16 protein-coding genes are annotated in these 17,419 nt (G+C 69.9%); 6 read left to right on the top strand and 10 right to left on the bottom strand.

Annotation, left to right across the window (positions count from 1 at the left end):
* Nucleotides 1-277 precede the first annotated feature (277 nt).
* Nucleotides 278-1,831 (top strand): AMP-binding protein, encoded by a 1,554-nt coding sequence (locus AB0C16_RS21960; protein ID WP_357685653.1) that lies wholly within the window; start codon nt 278-280, stop codon nt 1,829-1,831.
* Between the two features lie 84 nt (nt 1,832-1,915).
* Nucleotides 1,916-4,246 carry a lantibiotic dehydratase gene (locus AB0C16_RS21955; protein ID WP_357685651.1) on the top strand — a complete coding sequence of 777 codons (2,331 nt, stop codon included), beginning with the start codon at nt 1,916-1,918 and terminating at the stop codon, nt 4,244-4,246.
* 94 nt (nt 4,247-4,340) lie between these two features.
* Here the strand turns inward: AB0C16_RS21955 and AB0C16_RS21950 are convergent, their stop codons facing one another.
* Nucleotides 4,341-4,697 (bottom strand): hypothetical protein, encoded by a 357-nt coding sequence (locus AB0C16_RS21950; protein WP_357685649.1) that lies wholly within the window; start codon nt 4,695-4,697, stop codon nt 4,341-4,343.
* 565 nt (nt 4,698-5,262) lie between these two features.
* Nucleotides 5,263-5,448 (bottom strand): hypothetical protein, encoded by a 186-nt coding sequence (locus AB0C16_RS21945; protein WP_357685647.1) that lies wholly within the window; start codon nt 5,446-5,448, stop codon nt 5,263-5,265.
* Nucleotides 5,449-5,733: 285 nt separating this feature from the next.
* On the opposite strand from AB0C16_RS21945, the gene AB0C16_RS21940 reads away from it, so the two are divergent.
* The gene (locus tag AB0C16_RS21940) at nt 5,734-5,961 is read left to right on the top strand and encodes a hypothetical protein (protein WP_357685645.1); all 228 of its coding nucleotides are present in this window, start codon (nt 5,734-5,736) and stop codon (nt 5,959-5,961) included.
* 503 nt (nt 5,962-6,464) lie between these two features.
* Here AB0C16_RS21940 and AB0C16_RS21935 read toward each other — a convergent pair.
* The 7 genes from AB0C16_RS21935 to AB0C16_RS21905 form a co-directional block, all read right to left on the bottom strand.
* On the bottom strand, nt 6,465-8,006 hold the full coding sequence (locus AB0C16_RS21935) for an aldehyde dehydrogenase family protein (protein ID WP_357685643.1): 1,542 nt from the start codon (nt 8,004-8,006) through the stop codon (nt 6,465-6,467).
* Nucleotides 8,003-8,908 carry an NAD(P)-dependent oxidoreductase gene (locus AB0C16_RS21930; RefSeq protein ID WP_357685641.1) on the bottom strand — a complete coding sequence of 302 codons (906 nt, stop codon included), beginning with the start codon at nt 8,906-8,908 and terminating at the stop codon, nt 8,003-8,005. Before AB0C16_RS21930 ends, AB0C16_RS21935 begins: the two co-directional genes overlap by 4 nt.
* 45 nt (nt 8,909-8,953) lie before the next feature.
* A complete protein-coding gene (locus AB0C16_RS21925) occupies nt 8,954-9,793 on the bottom strand; it encodes an alpha/beta fold hydrolase (RefSeq protein WP_357685639.1) in 840 nt (279 codons plus the stop codon).
* A complete protein-coding gene (locus tag AB0C16_RS21920; protein WP_357685637.1) occupies nt 9,790-10,881 on the bottom strand; it encodes an ABC transporter permease in 1,092 nt (363 codons plus the stop codon). The genes AB0C16_RS21925 and AB0C16_RS21920 overlap by 4 nt, the downstream gene beginning before the upstream one ends.
* Complete coding sequence (locus AB0C16_RS21915) at nt 10,878-12,431, bottom strand: sugar ABC transporter ATP-binding protein (protein ID WP_357685634.1); 1,554 nt, start codon at nt 12,429-12,431, stop codon at nt 10,878-10,880. The genes AB0C16_RS21920 and AB0C16_RS21915 overlap by 4 nt, the downstream gene beginning before the upstream one ends.
* Before the next feature lie 9 nt (nt 12,432-12,440).
* Nucleotides 12,441-13,454: a sugar ABC transporter substrate-binding protein gene (locus AB0C16_RS21910; RefSeq protein ID WP_357685632.1), complete on the bottom strand. Its 1,014-nt coding sequence runs from the start codon at nt 13,452-13,454 to the stop codon at nt 12,441-12,443.
* Between the two features lie 305 nt (nt 13,455-13,759).
* Nucleotides 13,760-14,623, bottom strand: coding sequence for a MurR/RpiR family transcriptional regulator (locus AB0C16_RS21905; RefSeq protein ID WP_357685629.1), 864 nt, complete (start codon nt 14,621-14,623; stop codon nt 13,760-13,762).
* Between the two features lie 218 nt (nt 14,624-14,841).
* On the opposite strand from AB0C16_RS21905, the gene AB0C16_RS21900 reads away from it, so the two are divergent.
* A complete protein-coding gene (locus AB0C16_RS21900) occupies nt 14,842-15,012 on the top strand; it encodes a hypothetical protein (RefSeq protein ID WP_357685627.1) in 171 nt (56 codons plus the stop codon).
* 411 nt (nt 15,013-15,423) lie between these two features.
* Here AB0C16_RS21900 and AB0C16_RS21895 read toward each other — a convergent pair whose 3' ends face one another.
* Nucleotides 15,424-15,879 carry a hypothetical protein gene (locus tag AB0C16_RS21895; protein WP_357685625.1) on the bottom strand — a complete coding sequence of 152 codons (456 nt, stop codon included), beginning with the start codon at nt 15,877-15,879 and terminating at the stop codon, nt 15,424-15,426.
* An 88-nt stretch (nt 15,880-15,967) separates the two neighbouring features.
* On the opposite strand from AB0C16_RS21895, the gene AB0C16_RS21890 reads away from it, so the two are divergent.
* Together AB0C16_RS21890 and AB0C16_RS21885 are read left to right on the top strand one after the other, a co-directional pair.
* Nucleotides 15,968-16,615: a TetR/AcrR family transcriptional regulator C-terminal domain-containing protein gene (locus AB0C16_RS21890; RefSeq protein ID WP_357685622.1), complete on the top strand. Its 648-nt coding sequence runs from the start codon at nt 15,968-15,970 to the stop codon at nt 16,613-16,615.
* Between the two features lie 393 nt (nt 16,616-17,008).
* Nucleotides 17,009-17,416: a YciI family protein gene (locus AB0C16_RS21885; RefSeq protein WP_357685620.1), complete on the top strand. Its 408-nt coding sequence runs from the start codon at nt 17,009-17,011 to the stop codon at nt 17,414-17,416.
* Nucleotides 17,417-17,419: the final 3 nt, after the last annotated feature.

Raw genomic sequence — 17,419 nt, 5'->3', positions numbered from 1 at the left:
CGACATATGTGTGACAGCGGTCTCGGTCGACGCCCGACCACCCCGGCCCGGCGTGTTTCCCTACCTGAAAGGGAGCGGGAGAGCAATGCGAGCCGGGCACCGTGGCGAGAAGACGTCACGCGCTTGACCTGCGTTTTCGGTCGGTGGTGAGCTGAATCGGCCCGCCGCCCGGGACTCTCCTCGGAAAACGCGTCGCTCCAACCGTCTCGGCGGAGGCAACGCGCGATCTCCTTGCGAATTCTCCCGAGGGGATTCCTGGACAACACGGGGAAATGCATTGTCGGTACGAGCCTTATACGACTGGTTTCACCGCACAACGCGCGGTCACGCCGGGACTACGGCACTCGAAGTCAAAGGCCACTCGCTGACGTACACGGAACTGGCCGAGCTGTCCGGGTGCCTGGCCGCTCTGGTCGAGCGTACGGCCGGCGGCCCCCCGGCGCGCGTCGGCCTGCTGATGAGCCGCAGCGTGGCCGCCTACGCGGGATACCTGGCGGCGCTGCGGCTCGGCGCGACGGTGGTGCCCCTGGATCCGAGGAGCCCGGCAGCGCGCAACGCGGCCATCTCCCGTGCCGCGGGCGTCGAGGTCACGATCATCGACGTGAGCTCTGGCCACACCTCGGCCGCGTACGCGCGGACGGCCGGGGTTCCCGTCGTCGATCTCGCCGGTGGGGGCCCGCGCGCGGCGTGGGAAGCCTCGCGCTCGCCGCGCGTCCCCTCCGTCCGGGAGCCGCTGAGCGACGTCGCGTACATCGTGTTCACCTCCGGGTCCACCGGCGAGCCCAAGGGCGTGCCGGTCACCCACGCGAACGTCTCCTGTTTCCTGGAGGAGGCCCTGCCGCGCTTCGGCTTCGAGCCCGGCTGTCGCGTGTCGCAGACGTTCGAGCTGTCCTTCGACGCCGCGGTCAACGAGCTGTTCGGCGCCTGGGCCGCGGGCGGCACCCTGTGCGTGCCGCGCAGGAGCGAGATCTATGACGTCGTACGGTTCGCGAACGAACGAGCCCTATCCCATTGGCTCTCCGTGCCCTCGGTCATCACGTTCGCCGTACGGGCCGGTGGGCTGACGCCCGGGTCGGTGCCCGGGCTGCGGCAGACTCTGTTCGGCGGCGAGCCGCTCACGAACGGGCAGGCGCTGACGTGGCGCGCCGCCGCTCCGAACACGACGCTGCACAACTGTTACGGCCCCACCGAGCTGACACTCGTGTGCACCGACTTCGCGGTCCACCCCGGCGACCCGGCCTGGCCGCTGACGTCGAACGGCACCCTTCCGATCGGGCCCGTCTACCCCGCGCTGGAGTACGTGCTGATCGATGATCGGCTGCGCCCCGCGGAGGAGGGCGAGCTCTGCGTCCGGGGGCCGCAGCGCTTTCCCGGCTACCTCGACCCCGACGAGAACACGGGCCGGTTCGTGACCTTCGACGGGATCTCGGCCCGTGTGTACGACGGCGCCGAGCCGCTCACCGCTGCGCACTGGTACCGGACGGGCGACCTGGTCCGCCGGGAGAACGGGCATCTGGTCCACGTCGGCCGCGTCGACGACCAGATCAAGGTACAGGGGATCCGCATCGAGCCGGGCGAGATCGAGTCGTTGCTGCGCGGGCATCCAAAGGTGCTGGACGCGGTGGTACTTCCCGTCGCCGCCCTGGACGGCGAGGCCCGACTGCACGCGTTCTACACGGGCGAGGAGGTGGGGCCGGCCGAGCTGGCGCCTCTCGTGGCCGGGTTGCCCCGGCCCATGCGGCCCGTCGCCTTCCACCACAGGGGTTCTCTCCCGCTGACGCTGAACGGAAAGACCGACAGGAAGGTGCTGCGCGCCGAGCTCGCGGTCTGATCGCCTCCGACTGCGCCGCGCCGACGAGATGTCCGGGAACCGGCGATGTGGACACAGAGATGCAAACACAGAGGGGACATGGGAATGCGCAGGCGTCTGGGCCAAGGCGATTGGTGGGTGTGGGAGGACGCGGTTCTCCGCAGCGCCGGGTTCCCGCTCGGCGAACTGACGGCTGCCGCGTCTCATCCCGTCGCCCGCCTGGCGGAGGCGTATGCGCGGGACCTGGCGGATCCGGCTGTCGAGGACGAATACCGGGCCGCCTGGTCCGCCGCGCAGTACGAGACGAACACCAGAATGCTCGACCTCGCCTGCTCCGATCCCGTGCTGAAGGCCATGACCTGGCAGAACCCGGCACTCATCGAACGGGTGATCAACTGGCTCAGGAAGCACCTGCCCGCGGACGGCGAGCCGCTCAAGCGAAGCAGGCCGTGGCGGCGCCAGGAGGCGACGCTGGTGGGCTACCTCCAGCGCTACCACGCCAAGAACGACACCGTGGGCTTCTTCGGGCCGTCCGCGTGGGTCCGGGTGGGCGGGATCGAGGAGCACGCGCGATTCCACGGCGGACCCGACGTCGTGGCCGAGAGCGTGGTGCACTTCGAGGACTGGCCGGTCGAGGCGCTCGCGGCGAGCCTGGCCGACGACCCGCGGATCCGCCATCACCTGCCGCCCGTCCTGACGTACGACGTCACGCTCCTGGGCCGTGCGCTCGTGCGGAGCGACGGCTCCGTCACGACCCTGGACGCGGACCTAGCCGACCTAGCCGCCCTGAGCGACGGGCGCAGGACACCCCGTCTGCTCGCGGCCGAGCTCACCTGGCGGACGGGGGCGCCGGTCGGCGAGGACGTCGTCCTGGCGAACCTCGGGCGCCTCGCGGCCATGGGCCTCCTCCACTGGGGCTTCGACGTCCCTCAGGGCCCGCACGCGCTCCAGTCCCTGCACGACCAAATCGACCGGCTTCCGCCATGCGAGGCCAGGGCGACCGCCGCCGCACGAGTCGAGGAGTTCGAGCGGGCACGCCTCGACCTGGCCTCCGCGGCCCACACAGCGGAGACGCTCCGGGCGGGGATACGCCGGCTCGACGAGGCGTTCGAGGAGGCGACAGGGGTGGCCGCCGAGCGCAGGCCGGGCATGCACACGGCCGGGCGGCGGCTGTTGCTCCCAGAGAGCCGGCGCGACGTCGACCTCACGATCGGCGACGCCCTCCTCTCGCAGCTGGCCGCGCCGCTCACCCTGGTCCTGGACAGCGCCCGCTGGCTGGTCTCGGAGCTGGGGCGCCGGTACGAACTCGTCCTGCACGACACGGTGCGGGAACTGGCCGTCGTGTTCGGCACCGACGCCGTCCCGCTCGGGCTGGTGATGCTGCACGGTCGGCAGGCCGTCGCGGAGGCCACCCCCTCCGTGTCCTCGCTGCTCCAGGACAAGTGGCGGCGGCTACTGAACCTCGACCCGGCGGTCGCCCGCGCGTGCTACCGCGCGGCCGATCTCGCCCCTGAGGCCGGGCGGCTGTTCCTCGCGGACCGGGCGGCCTGGTTCGCCGGGGCGCATCACAGCCCTGATCTCATGATCGCCGCCGACGGCCTCGACGCTCTGCGCGCCGGCCGGTACGAGGTCGTCCTCGGCGAGCTGCACATCGCCATGGCCACGGTCGACTCGAACACGTTCCTGCACTGGCATCCGAAGCCGGGGCGGATCGGGGAGGCCGCCAGGGAACACGACCACCCGCACGAGCGATTCGTGCCGCTGTACGCCCGTGGCCTGCCGCACATAACCGGCAGGCACTACCCCGACCCCGAGCACTTCTCTCCCGCCTACAGATATCTGTCGTTCGGCCCCCGCTGCGGGGCGCGGCCGGCGCCGTCCGGGCGAGTCCTCGAAATCCGGGACCTGGAAGTACCGGTGCCCACCGACGGGAGGGCCCTCGATGTCAGGCACAGGGAAGGCAGCCGGGTCGCCCCACTCCTCGACGTGCTCGGCGAGCTCCTGTCGCAGGCCGCGGTCGACGCCTTCTCACCGATGCCGCCGATGCCGCACACCCCCCGCGTCACGATCGACAAGCTCGTCCTCGCCCGGGAGACCTGGCGCGTGCCGAGCGCCGAGCTCCCCCATCTGACAGTCGACGACGAGGCCGTCGGCTACGCGCGGCTACGCGCCTGGGCCGCGGCCGAGGGCATGCCCAGGCACCTGTTCTGGCGCACGCCTGAGGAGCCGAAACCGGTCTACCTCGATCTGGACAGCCCCGCCCTCGCCGCCCTCTTCACAGCCACCACGCGCCGCAGTCAACGCGCGGACCCAGATAGTGTCACCGTCATAACCGAAATGCGGCCCGACCCCAGCGAACTGTGGCTCACCGCCAGCGGGAACCGCCGCTACACCAGCGAGATCCGGCTCGTCGCCGCCGACGGACGCGGCCAGTAGCCGTACGGTTCGCCGCCGCGACGCTCCCGGGCACTCTCGCGGTCGTCATTGGGAAGGCGCCCTGGCGGGCGTCGGAGACGACCGGCTTCAGCCGTCAGGCCGTGGGCCGCATGGTCGCCGAAGGATCTCCCGACGGATTCAGCCCGACGACGTCACGTCGATGAGGCCGAATACTCGAGATGAGCCGGAAGTCGCAGACTTCGATGGGTTCATAGGGGAGGGCCGGGACCGAAAGGTCGAGGCTAACGGCGGCCATGCCGCCCTGGAAGCGCGTCGCGACGCCAAGGAAGGTCAGCACTTCGGCTACCCGGCGGCTGAACGTGCGAGCCGATATATGCAGATTCCGGCTGGCAGTCGCATCGGTGACCCCCATGGCGAGCTGTTCGAGGATCGGCCCCAGGTGAGCGGGCAGCTCGGGCCTGGCGCATTCCTCCTCCCGCAGATACCGCACAACCGGCTCATTCCACAACCTCATGACAGATTGGTTAGACACTTGCGTCATCTGCTGACTCCCTCAGTCAACGATCCGAAAAATTTCCCACTCCGCCGCCTGGGCACGAGGAGGCAGCCTGGCATCGCAGATCTCAGGCTCGTTCACCAAGCAGCTTCAGTCCCGCCGAGGCACATGCCGTCCTCGCCCTGCGGAAAATGGCAGTGGTAATGCCGAGCGGCTCCGGGAGTGAGTCGGAACCAGGCGCGGCATGGTAAAGCTCAGAGTTGTCATGCCCTCCCTAAATCACTGGCGGGTCGAGGGAAACATTGCCAGAGCCTAGCGAGGCATGTCGTTAACCATGAGCGCGCAAATGCTTGCCCGTCAGCGCAGGATCATTCGCAGCCGCCTGTTCCCACATCTCCGCTTCCCATCGAACTCGCGGCGGGAACGCCGCTCCAGAATCACCCGCTCGCCTTGAGCCGGGATGGGGGATGCTTGAGGCCGTTCACCGAGCTTGCCGTCGATGAAGGTGGCGTCGGCACGGACGGGGGGACCCGGTAGGCTCCTGGCCCGCGTAAGGCAGTCACTTCTCCCACCCCTGTCTACTGGGCCTGAATGGATACCTTCGGCCCTGTCCGGCTTCCATTTCGCGCGCCCCCGATTCCGCCATCTGATCTACGGTGATACCGGCTCGTCGGACGGCTTCCAGGAGTTCCTGACCGGAGAACCGGGTCACGTCGGGCACCAGATCGATCAGCGCATCGGTCATGATGCGATTGACCGCCAAGGGTAATCTGTCGAAGTACAGGCCCAGCGTCAGGTGTCACCCCGAAACGCATTCCGTCAGCGTTCCGCCGTTGTCGCTTCGGGTGCCGGCGATGCAGATCAGGGCTGACATCCGGCGTTCTGTCACTTCTGTCATCGACCCCGGCTTCGGACGAGCTGCGGCGAGCCGCGAGCGGCTATGCCACAGCATGGGTAGCGGATCCGGTGGAAGGCATGAGCACTCCGAATAACATTCGGAAACTAACATCATCTTGATAGAATTGCCTCTATGGAGGCCAGCGCCTTACGCGTGGAGAATTCGCGCATCATTCACCTGGCAGGCACCAGCGTCGAGCGCTATGACGTCGAACTTCCCGCCCCCGCCTGCCATACTGCAATCGCGGGCTGGGATCCTCGACGGCTGCGCGCCTCAACGGCACCGGTGAACTGCCGCCGGCGTCTGCGGCTCATCGAGCGGCGGCAGATCCCCGCCATACTTCAAGACGCAATCCTTTGACAGTGACGTGATCTCAGCGAGTAGGTAATGGTGCTCGAAATGGGTGAGGACAAGCGCCGCGCGGGCGATGTCGCCGATCAGACCGGGGCTGTTGGTGATGTGATGAAAGGCTCGCCGGGCGGGAAGACCGCCGTCGGCAGCGGCGTGCAACGCGCCCAAGGACGTGCGCGCGGGCGGCGGACAGATCGTGGACGGAGCCGGGTTCGACGACGCAACCGTCTCACCAGGCGTGTGACGGGGCACCGTCGTGGCAGCAGCCGCCAACCCGTCGCCACTCCCTTCTTCAGCGCGCGAGCGCTGTTCCTTTTCACCGACCGCTGAGGATCGGTCTGCTGTTCGGCCGCCTACCGGCGGAGGCCACACTCATGCCGGGCTTGCGGCGCCGGGGGCCGGTAGTCAGCCAGAGGATCTCCGCTCTCTCGCGAAGCGTCTGGGCGGCTTGGCCAGGTCGTGGGGCGCACGCGACGCCCACGACCTGACCAAGGGGCACGCTCTCGTAGACGTCAGGAAGCACGCAGGGACGGGAAGGGTGCAGGGTACGGAGCCGTTGGCACCCAGACCGCCTTCGCCTGCGTGTACTCGCCCAGTACGTCTGGGCCGGATGAACGACCCCAGCCCGAGTCCCCGAACCCCCCGAACGGCGCGGCCACATGGATCGCCTTGTAGGAGTTGATCCAGAACGTGCCGGCCCGGACATCGTCGGCAATTCGGTGCGCCCGCTCGACCGACCGCGTCCAGACCGCTCCGGCCAGGCCGAACTCGGTGTCGTTGGCCTGCCTGACCGCATCGGCCTCATCGACGAACGTGCTCACCGCCAGCACCGGACCGAAGACCTCGGTCCGAGCCACCGTGTGATCGGTGGTCACGTGGTCGAGCACGGTCGGCTCGACCCAGTAGCCTCCGTCGCTCAGCCCGTGCCGTTCGCCGTGCCTGCTGACCCGCGCGGCGCCCTCGCCCACCGCCTGCTCGACCAGCCCGCACACGTGCTCGTATTGCCGGGCGTTGCCGACCGGCCCGATCTCGACCTCCGGGTCTAGCGGGTCGCCGACCCTCAGCAGGGCGGCCTTGCGGACGACTTCGGCGACGAACTCCTCGTGCAGACCGGCGTGCACCAGCAGCCGGGAACCCGCCACGCAGGACTGGCCCGCGCCGGCGAAGATCGCCGCGAGCACGCCGTCGGACGCGGCGTCGACGTCGGCGTCGCCGAAGACGATGTTCGCGCTCTTGCCGCCCAGCTCGAGCAGCGCCGGGACGCCTCTGGAGGCGGCCGTCGTGGCGACTGTACGGCCGGTGGCCACCGACCCGATGAAGGCCACCTTGCGCACCCGGGGATCGGCTACCAGCGCCTGCCCGACCGTTTCCCCCAGCCCGCTCGCGACACTCAGCGTGCCCGGCGGCAGGCCGGCCTGCTCGGCCAGCCGGGCCAGCACGATCGTGGTGGCCGGGGTGAACTCGCTCGGCTTCAGCACCACGGTGTTGCCGCAGGCCAGGGCCGCCGCGGAGTTCCACGCTGCGGTGAACAGGGGAGCGTTCCACGGAGTCAACAGCCCGACCACGCCGTACGGCACGCGGCGAGTGTAGGTCAGCCACGGTCCGGGGACAGGCAGCGTCTGGCCGGTGATCTTGTCGGCCCATCCGGCGTAGTAGTCGAAGAAGTCGGCGGCCCGCAGCGCCTCCACCCGGCTGTCACGCAGCGGCTTGCCCGCGGTGGCTGACTCCAGGGCGGCCAGTTGTCCGGCCGCCTCCCGTACCAGTGCGGCCAGACGGCGCAGCGCCTCGGCGCGGCCGAACGGGCCGGCCTCCTGCCATGGCCGCAGCGCCGCCGCGGCAGCGTCGATCGCGGCGGTCGTGCCCTCGGCGCCGATATCTCGCCAGGTGGTCAGCAGTTCCCCGGTGGCCGGGTAGCGTGCCTCGACGGCCGCACCGCGCCCGGCGAGGTGCTCGCCGGCGGCGTACCCGCCCAACCCCTCGGGCAGGGCCTCGCCGAGGATGCTCGCGGCGGCGGTGGCGGCCGCGCTGAGTCCGAGCGTCGGTGAGATGGTCACTGGGTCCTCCCGGCGTGGGTCAGCGCCCCGGACGAGGCAGCGATCACCTGGGCAGCCCGGTTGAAGTCGGCGTCCGGCGACAGCTGCTGCGCCGCCTCCTGCCAGGTGCGGCGGGTGGCGTCGATGACGGTCATGGCGGTGCCGGTGCGCGCAGCCAAGTCAGCCGCCAGGTTGACGTCCCTGGCCATGAGGCTGATCGGGAACCCGGAGTCGTACGTGCCCGGCAGCACCCAGCGCGGGAAGTTGACGTCGGTCGCCGCGTTGCGTCCCGAGCCGCTGTTCAGCGCGGTGACGACCTTGTCCGCGTCCACGTCGTACGCGGCGGCGATGTCGACGGCCTCCGCGCACAGCGCGATGGCCCCGGCGCACAAAGCGTTGTTGAGCAGCTTGGTGACGTTGCCCGCGCCGGGGCCTCCCATGTGCCGCCATCCGCCGCCGGTGATCGCGTCAAGCAGCGGAGCCGCCGTCGAGACGGTCTCCGGCACCGCGCCGACGAACGCGGCGAGGGCTCCCGCGGCGGCGCCGGACGGGCCGCCGGACACCGGCGCGTCTACGAATACGACGTCGCGCGCCGCGGCGTCCGCGGCCAGGCCGACGCTGGTCTGCGGGTCGGAGGTGGACGTGTCGACGATCAGGCGTACCGAGTCCAGCTCCAGGAGCTCGGGGACGACGACGCGCACCTGCTCAGCGCCGGGGAGGGAGAGCAGGACCTGTTCCGTTCCAGTCAGGTCCGCGATGGAGGTGACCGTGTTGACGCCGGCGTTGCGCGCCCGGGCCAGAGACTCCTCCGACGGGTCGCAGCCCAGCACTGACCAGCCGCGCCGAACGAGCATCGCCGCCGTCGCACCTCCCATCGCGCCCAGGCCGACTACGGCCACCGACCCTGGTGTGGTCTCGCTCATTCCTGTCCTTTCTGGGGAATCAGTTCGTCTTGCGGACGGTCCGGCTCAGTGCCGTTCGAGCCAGTCCCGTACGACGGTGAGGAACGGTTCGGGGCGCTCGATGAAGGGGAAGTGCCCGCACTCGGGCAGGACCGCGAGCGCCGCGCCCGGGATGCCGGCGGCGAGCCGCTGCGAGCAGAGTTCCAGCGGCAGGATCCAGTCGTCGTCGCCGGAGACGACGAGTGTGTCGCCGGTGATCTCGCCGAGCCGTCCGCTGACGTCGTAGGCGCGCAGCGCCCGCAGGTGCGCCGTGTTGAACGCCTCCGCGCTGAAGTGGGTGCCTTCCGAGGCGCGGGCGACCAACTCGGCGGTGGGCGCGTGGAAGTACAGCGGCAGCAGGGTGCGCCACAGGTCGGCCCACTCGTCGTCGTCGGCCTGCGCCCGGGCCAGCCGCACCCGCACCGCGTCCACCTGCTCCGGGGTGCCGCGCCGTGCCGCGTTCTCGGCGACCACGTCGGTGTGGTCGAGCTTGGGCGCGGTCGAGACGAGGATCATCGGCCGGCCAGCGCCCGACGGGGTCAGCGCGTACTCCAGCGCCACGTAGCCGCCGTAGGAGTGGCCGAGTATGACCGGGTTCTCCAGGCCCATCGCCTCAATGACCTCGTCCACCTGCCGGACCCAAATGGTGTTGTCGTGGATCGCCGCGTAGTCCAAAGCGCGGTCGGACCGGCCGTTGCCGACGAAGTCGAGGTAGACCACCCGGTGGCTGGCGGCCAAGGCGTCGAAGGTCGGGCGCAGGTAGCCGTGGTCGAGCCCCAGACCGCCGTGCAGCACGAGGATCGGCCGGCCGGATCCGGCCTCGGCCACGTAGGTCTCACCGACCGAGGTCGGAATGGTGATGCTCATCGTGATGCCTCCTGATCGCCGGACGTGGTGTTTCTGGCCAGGCGCAGCCGGGCCCATGGCAGCAGCGCGCGGCGGCCGCGCCGGTGGTTGAACAGGTCGAGCCCGACGGACGCGATCAGCGCGACGCCCTGGGAGATCTGCTGCCAGGCGTTCGCGACGTTCATCATCGTGAGGCCGGCCTGCAGGATGTTGAGGAACAGTACGGCGAGCAGCACCCCGAGCAGCCGTCCCCTGCCGCCGGTGAAGGCGACCCCGCCCAGCAGCACCGCGGTGAGCACCTGCAGCTCGAAGCCGACGCCGAGCGTGCCGGGGGGCGCGCTGTTGAGACGAGAGGCAAGGATGACCCCGGCCAGTCCGGCGGCGAGGCCGTTCAGGGTGAACAGCACGAACCGGATCCGCCGCAGGTTGAGCCCGGCGAGGTAGGCGGCCTCGCGATTCATACCGACCGCGTAGATGTGCCGCCCGGTGGGGGTCAGCACCAGGAACGCCCCGCCGAGCGCGAAAACCAGCACGGCGATCCAGATCGGGATGGCTATGCCGAGGAACGTGCCGTTGCCCAGGCGCAAAAAGCCCTCGGTGAAGCCGAACACCGGCGCTGTGGTGATCAGGTAGGTCAGGCCCCGGGTGATGTTGCCCATGCCGAGCGTGACCACGATCGAGTTGATGCCGACCACAGTGACCAGGAAGCCGTTAACCGCTCCGGCGGCGGCCCCAGCCGCCAGGCCGACGAGCACCGCGGTGGGCGTGCCCCAGCCGCTGGCGGCCATGAGGTACCCGGCGGTCACCGCGGAGACTGCCTCCAGCGAGCCGACGGACAGGTCCACCTCTCCAGAGATCACCAGCAGCGTGCTGGTAACCGCGACGATGGCCAGCACGGTGCTCTGCAGGGCGATGTTCTTGAGTACGTCGACGGTAAGGAAGGTGGAGTCGGCGGAGGTGAACACGATCAGCAGCACGGCGATGCCAATGACGAGGCTGTTGCGGACGAGGAGCGCTCCGACGCGCTGCGCGGTCCACCGCTGCACCGGCTCCCCGTGGCCGTCGCCGTGCTGGGCGGTGGTCACGTCCGCCGCCTTGACCTGGCTCATGGTCGGGAGACTCCTTCCGTCTGGGGTGCTTTGGGCACCGGGTCGAGGATGCCGAGGTGGGACAGGTGCAGCATGCGGTTGCGGTCGAGCGGCTCAGCCGGGAGTTCCGCTACGATGCGGCCCCGGACCAGCACCAGGACGCGGTCGGCCAGCAGAGCGACCTCGTCCGGGTCCGACGTTGTGAACACGACCGTGCGGCCGGTGAGCACCTCTTCCGAGCGCAGCGTCTGGTAGATGTCGGCGCGGGCGCCGACATCTATGCCCTGGGTCGGTTCGTCCAGCAGCAGGACACGTACCCCCTGGTAGGCGGCGAGCCACCGGCTGAGCACCAGCTTCTGCTGGTTGCCGCCGGAGAAGGCCCGTGCCGCCAGCGCCGGGTCGGAGGGGTGCAGCCGCACCTGGTCGGCTCCGGCGGCGAACCGCCGTCGCTCGGCCGCGCGGTGCCGCAGTAGCGGCGGGCCGAGCTGTCCGAACGCCGGTTGCAGCACGTTGTCCGCCGCGTCGAGGTCGGCGAAGACAGCCTGCCGGGCCCGGTCGCCGGGCACCAGCGCGATCCCGGCGCGCAGCGCGGCCTTGGGGCTCGACCGGCGCGGTACCGTACGGCCGCCCACCTGTACGGTGCCCACATCGGCGCGGCGGGCCCCGTACAGCGTCTCCAGCAGCTCGCTGCGGCCCGAGCCGACGAGACCGAAGATCGCGACCACCTCGCCCTCGTGGCTGGTGAAGGTGACGTCGTCGAAACGCTCGCCGGACAGCCCGGACACCGTCAGCATGGGGGTACGCCGCCGCGACAGCGCGGGTCCCGCGACGCGGCGCGGAGCCGGGAGGCGGCCGGTGATGGCCTCGGTGAGCTGCTCGGTCCGCACCGAGCCGACCGGCTCGTCCAGCGCGACCACGCCGTCCCGCAGCACCGTGATCCGGTCGCAGAGGTCGAACACGTCGCCGAGGATGTGCGTGATGAACAGGACGTGCACCCCGCTTGCGGCGATGCGCCGTACCACGTCCTTGAGCTTTCCGGCCTCGCGGTCGGACAGCGCGGCGGTCGGCTCGTCCAGGATGAGCACGCGGATGCCGGGGCGCGAGGTGGCCTTGACGATCTCGACGAGCTGCTGGCTCGCGATCGGCAGATCGCCGACGATCGTGTCCTCGCGCAGGCCGTGGTCCGGGCCGAGGACGCCGCTCAGCGCCTCCCTGGTACGGCGCCGCTGCTCGGCTCGGGCGAGCAGCGGGCCATGGCGCAGTTCTCTGCCGAGGAAGACGTTGTCGCTGATCGACAGGGACGCGACCAGGCTGAGGTGCTGGTAGATCACCGCGATTCCGGCCTCGGCCGCCCGCTGCGGGGTCAGACCGGTCCACACCTCGCCGTCGAGCTGGATCGTTCCAGCGTCGGGCGCGTGGGCGCCGCTGAGGCATTTGATCAGCGTGCTCTTGCCCGCGCCGTTGGCGCCCAGCAGGGCCTGCACCTGCCCGGGCTCGCAGCGCAACGACACGCCTTTGAGCACCTCGTTGGCGCCGTAGCACTTTCGTACGCCGTCGATGACGAAGCTCATGACGACCCGCTACGCCAGGTCCGACAGGTAGGCGGCCAGCTTGTCGGTGTTCGCCGCGGTCAGCGCCTCGATCTGCATCTGCACGACGGGCGAGCTCGCGGTGCCGGCGGCGAGCGCCATCGGGTGCTCCACACAGACCTTGGCCAGCTCGGAGATCCGCAGCGCGGAGCTGCACCGCAGCATCGTGCCCTGCTGGACGAGCTCCAGCGCCTCCTTGGCGCCGTCCTGCCCGCCGATGAAGACATCGGCGTCGTCCTTGTCGAAGCCCGCGTTGACGAAGGCCCGGTAGGCGCCGGTCGCGGCGTCGTCGTTGTAGCAGAGCACCACGTTGATGTCCTTGCGGCTGCTCAGGATGGACTGCATCACCTGCAGTCCGGTCGCGGGGTCGCTGGCGGCTTGAGTCGCGACGATCTCCGCGTCGGGTGCGCTCTGCTTAAGGCCCTCGATCATGCCGTCGCACCGCTCGATGCCGATCGTGCCGGACTCGCGGTACTCCAGCAGGACGACGTTGGCCCGGCCGCCGTGCTTCTCGGTGACCCACCGGCCGGCCTGCTGGCCGAGCCGCAACCCCGACTCCTTGTTGTTCAGCAGGACCGAGCCGCTCTGGTTCTTCATCTCACCGGCGTAGGTGACCCACACCAGTCCGGCGTCCAGCGCGGACTTGGCGACCGGTTCGAGGCTGGTGACCTCCATCGGCAGCACGGTGAACGCGGGGACCTTCTGCGCGATCCAGCCCTGGAGGTTGGCGAGCTGCTTGTCGAGTTGCGCGTCGTCGACGGCGGTGAGCAGCTCGGCGCCGGCCGCCTTGGCGGACTGCTCGGCGAACTTCATGATCGTCGACCAGAGCGGGACCGTGTTGAACGGGTGGTCGAAGCCGACCTTGCCCACCTTCTTGCCGCCGCCCGCCGAGAGCGGCGCACTCGCGGCGTCGGAACCGCAGGCGGACAACAGAGGAGCGGCGGCGCCGAGGGCCGCGACGGACGTGGCGTAGCGGAGGAAGGAACGGCGAGTCTGGCCAGTCATCAGATCTCCTTGAGCTGGGTCAGGGGGTGCCCTGGGAACGGGTTCGGGGGCCGCGGGGCGGCGTACACGGCTTCGCGGGCCGGGATCGGCCGGCTTCAGGAAAGGGCTCTTCGTCACGGACGCCGATGGCGGGACACCGGAGACGTGGCGACGGCGAAAGGCAGCCGGGCATGCGCCGGTACGGGCTCGGCGCAGAACGGGTGAAGTCCGGGTGACGACGACGAAACGGCGTCAGGAGTGGGAAGCGTCGCCGGCGGGCTATAAGCCCTGCGGGCGGACGACGAGGCTGGGCACGCCGGGCACGGTCACCTCCGCTGGTCCCACACGTCGAGCGCGTTCCACAGCGCCTGGGTGCGCTCGTGGGCTTTCCGCGCGTCGGCGGCGACGTGGGACTCGATCCCGGCCAGCAGCCCGTAGACCACCGAGGTGGCCGCGGTGACGGACTGGAAGAACGACACCCCCTCGCTGGGAACCGTGATCAGGTACGTGGCCGCGGACGCCAGGCGGGTGTTGGCGGCGTCGGTGATGACCACGACCGGCACGCCTGCCTCACGCACCGCCTCGGTCAGTACGGCGATCTCGCGGAACTGCTTCCAGAAGCTGATCGCGACCAGGCAGTCCTCCGGGCTGAGCCTTCCGGCCGCCGAGGCCAGGTGCACGCCGCCGCGGCCCTCCAGCGTGAACGGCAGGCCCATGGTGCTCGCCAGGTGGGTCAGCACGTGCGCCGGGGCGGTGAACGAGCCGGACGCCACGACGAGGGTGCTGCGGGCGCCCGCCATGGCGACCGTCGCCGCGTGCACCACCTCGGGGTCGACCAGCTCCAGCGCCAGCGTGAGGTTGCTGATGTCACGCCGCACGGCCTCGTGCACCGGGCCCATCGCGCCGCCGTCGGCGTGCTCGGCCTTGGTCTGGTCGGTGCTGAGGCTGGCCAGGTAGTGTGCCCGCAACTCCTGTTGCAGCGGCGGCCAGCCCCGATAGCCCAGTGCCTGCGCGTAGCGCACCACGGTGCTCGGCGTGGTGCCTGCCAACTCGGCCACCTCCGCGACCGGCGCGTAGGAGCATCGTTGTGGATTGGCGGCGAGCGCCTGGGCGACGCGCCGCATGGCCGGGGATATGCCCTGATGCGAGTCGCCGCCGCCGAGCCAGGCCGGGATCACCCGATCCTGCATCGCAACAATCCTTCCAATTGCGTGTGATTGGAACGATAGTTGCACAACCTGGACCGATTGAGAAGGGGTGCTTTGTAACAGATGGGCCCTGGAGGCTGGGTGCCACTGGAAACGTGATCTTCGTTTCGGTGCGATGCGCAACCAGATCGGTCTGGTTGCCGGCTTAAGGTTCCTGGGTCATCTCCGGCGATTCCTGTCTGATGAGCCGGTCGTCCGGTATGGCGCTTGCCGAGGAGCCGTCGACTGCAGAGCTGGAGCAGTTCTTCCGGCTGGATCGCGCCGCGCCGCGCGAGATGAAGGTCGGCGACCTGGTCGACCACGCGCCGCCAGGAGAGGGGAGGCAGGTGCGGCATGATGATCGGCCGCGCTCCTTCGCCTGGCCTGCCTGACCGTCACGAACGCCTTCGCCGCGCTGCGGTTGCTGTCGATGGGCGATCGGGACAAGGACGTCGAGATACTTGCCCTGCGTCATCAGATCACCGTTCTGGAACGCCACCTCGGCGCCGACACCGAGGCGAGAAAGGCTCCGGAGGGCCGGGCCTTTCTCGCCGCCCTCCTGGCATCGTTGCCGCACGAGGTGCTGCGCCGGCTGCGGCTTGTCGTCCGGCCCGGATACCGTCCTGCGCTGGCATCACGATCTGATGAAACGGCGTCACGCCCGTACCTGCCGGCCGAGGCGGCCGGGGCGCCCGCCCACGTTCCGCTTCATCCGTGCCCTCGTCCTGCGCCTGGTTCGCGAAAATCACCGGCGCGGTCGGCGACCCGGATGAAGCGCTGCACGCCTATCTCCGTGAGCCTGGTCAGGACCTCCGCCACAGCATCGCGACGGCCACCAACCCTGCCAGACACGGCGCCATTCCGATCCACCCCAGCAGCGGCGCCAGGCCGGTGTCGCCGGAGGTGTCCTTGACGAACAGTCCGGTCAGCGCGACGGAGGTCCCGAGCGCGAACATCGCGGTGGCCGCCCAGCGGGCCCACCGCTTGCCGGACCTGACCGCCCACGTGGTCCAGACCCAGCTGACGACGCCGAGCACGCCGACGACGGTGAGGATGACCAGGTACGCCGTGACGGCCGAGTCGATGCGCTCCTGGGAGTACGCCGGGTAGCCGGCCCGGATGTGGTCGGCCAGCACGTGTCCCGTGGCACGGTCGACGTACGGTGCGATCATCGCCGCGACGGTGAGCACCAGGCCGGTGTACATCGCGATGGGGCGCCTGGTCTGTGTCGACGGTGCACGGTTGATGGTTCTGGTCATGACTGCTCCCTTCCAAAATCTACGTCGTAGGTTTTCGCTCCGTAAAGTACGTTCTACGGTGTAGGTTTAGCAAATGGAGAGACCGGACGTGGCCAGACGCACACAGGGCAGGTCGGCGGGGCTCGACCGCGAGCGCATCGCGGCCACCGCCGTCGCACTCGTCGACCGCGACGGCCTGGAGCGCTTCGGGGTACGACGGCTCGCGGAGGAGCTCGGAGTCGACCCGATGTCGATCTACCACCACATCAAGGGCAAGGCGGCGCTGCTGGACGCGATGTCCGAGGCCGTGCTCGCCGAGGTGGCGGTCACCGCGGACGACACCTCACACGGCTGGGAAGAGACCGCCCGATGGACGGCGCACGGCTACCGGGAGATGGCCTACCGGCACCCCCGGGTGTTCCCGCTGCTGGCCACGCGCGCCCAGACCTCGCCGGTGGCCCTCAGCGCCCTGGAACGACTGGTCACCGCGATGCGTAAGGCCGGTCTGCCCGACCAGGTGGTCGCGGACGCGCCGCTGATGCTGTTCGGCTTTCTCAACGGATATCTGCTGGCGGTCCTCAGCGGCGAACCCGACGGGGCCGGTGACCTGCCCGCGATCGACGCCACCGCCTACCCGACGATGGCCACCCTCATGCCCCTGCAGGCCGGCTTCGGGTCCCTGGCGGAGTTCGACCGGATGCTCGGCACCGTGCTCGACGGGATCCGGCACCGGGCTGCTCAATCGGGGTCGCCATAGTACGCGGGAAAATCGGGCGGAAATGGCTGGGCAGGCTCCTGGGCCGGGGAGCTTCGGGCTCTGGCGGGAGGTGCCTGGTGGTCGCTCCGGTGTTCACGGACGAGGAACTGGAGCCCCTGCGGCGGTGCCCGGAGATCGGCCGGGACGAGCCGGGCCCGGTTCTTCACCCTCGCTCCGTCTGACGTCGCGTTCAGTTGAAGGAGCTGGACGAAACGCGCCCTTCGCTCCTCGGACGCGAAGCGGCCCCCTGTGCCCATCTGTGGCGCCTCGGAGTGCGCGGAGTCTTTGAAGTCCGCCAGGAAAAGTCGCGGCGGGATGTCGAGAACCCGCGCGCGGCTTCGTCCCCGGAGTGAACACGGCCACAATGGGCCGTACCGCACTGAGGAGAACATGATGGCCAAGTACCTGCTGCTCAAGCACTACCGGGGCGCGCCGGCATCGGTCAACGACGTGCCGATGGACCAGTGGACGCCGGAGGAGCTTTCGGCCCACATGCGGTACATGCAGGACTTCGCCGCTCGGCTCGAGGGCACCGGCGAGTTCGTCGACGGTCAGGCGCTCTCCCCGGAGGGCACGTTCGTCCGCTACGACGGCGAGGGGCGGCCGCCGGTCACCGACGGCCCGTTCGCGGAGACCAAGGACCTGATCGCGGGCTGGATGGTGATCGACGTCGAGACCTACGAGCGGGCGCTCGAGCTGGCCGGCGAGTTGTCCGCGGCTCCGGGTGCGGGTGGGAAGCCGATCCACGAGTGGCTCGAGGTGCGCCCGTTCCTGGCCGCGCCCCCGACCATCACGGAGTGACGC

Origin of the sequence: Nonomuraea sp. NPDC048916, from assembly GCF_040649575.1 — a bacterium.
Lineage (GTDB): Bacteria > Actinomycetota > Actinomycetes > Streptosporangiales > Streptosporangiaceae > Nonomuraea.
This window is presented reverse-complemented; position numbering and strand designations above follow the sequence as displayed.

Bases quoted from the DNA above. Each gene is read 5' to 3' on its own strand.
- AB0C16_RS21945 (WP_357685647.1), bottom strand. From the start codon at position 5,448: ATGACCGATGCGCTGATCGATCTGGTGCCCGACGTGACCCGGTTCTCC.
- AB0C16_RS21940 (WP_357685645.1), top strand. From the start codon at position 5,734: ATGGAGGCCAGCGCCTTACGCGTGGAGAATTCGCGCATCATTCACCTG.
- AB0C16_RS21895 (WP_357685625.1), bottom strand. From the start codon at position 15,879: ATGACCAGAACCATCAACCGTGCACCGTCGACACAGACCAGGCGCCCC.
- AB0C16_RS21885 (WP_357685620.1), top strand. From the start codon at position 17,009: ATGGCCAAGTACCTGCTGCTCAAGCACTACCGGGGCGCGCCGGCATCG.
- AB0C16_RS21905 (WP_357685629.1), bottom strand. From the start codon at position 14,623: ATGCAGGATCGGGTGATCCCGGCCTGGCTCGGCGGCGGCGACTCGCAT.
- AB0C16_RS21930 (WP_357685641.1), bottom strand. From the start codon at position 8,908: ATGAGCGAGACCACACCAGGGTCGGTGGCCGTAGTCGGCCTGGGCGCG.
- AB0C16_RS21925 (WP_357685639.1), bottom strand. From the start codon at position 9,793: ATGAGCATCACCATTCCGACCTCGGTCGGTGAGACCTACGTGGCCGAG.
- AB0C16_RS21915 (WP_357685634.1), bottom strand. From the start codon at position 12,431: ATGAGCTTCGTCATCGACGGCGTACGAAAGTGCTACGGCGCCAACGAG.
- AB0C16_RS21910 (WP_357685632.1), bottom strand. From the start codon at position 13,454: ATGACTGGCCAGACTCGCCGTTCCTTCCTCCGCTACGCCACGTCCGTC.
- AB0C16_RS21920 (WP_357685637.1), bottom strand. From the start codon at position 10,881: ATGAGCCAGGTCAAGGCGGCGGACGTGACCACCGCCCAGCACGGCGAC.
- AB0C16_RS21955 (WP_357685651.1), top strand. From the start codon at position 1,916: ATGCGCAGGCGTCTGGGCCAAGGCGATTGGTGGGTGTGGGAGGACGCG.
- AB0C16_RS21900 (WP_357685627.1), top strand. From the start codon at position 14,842: ATGGCGCTTGCCGAGGAGCCGTCGACTGCAGAGCTGGAGCAGTTCTTC.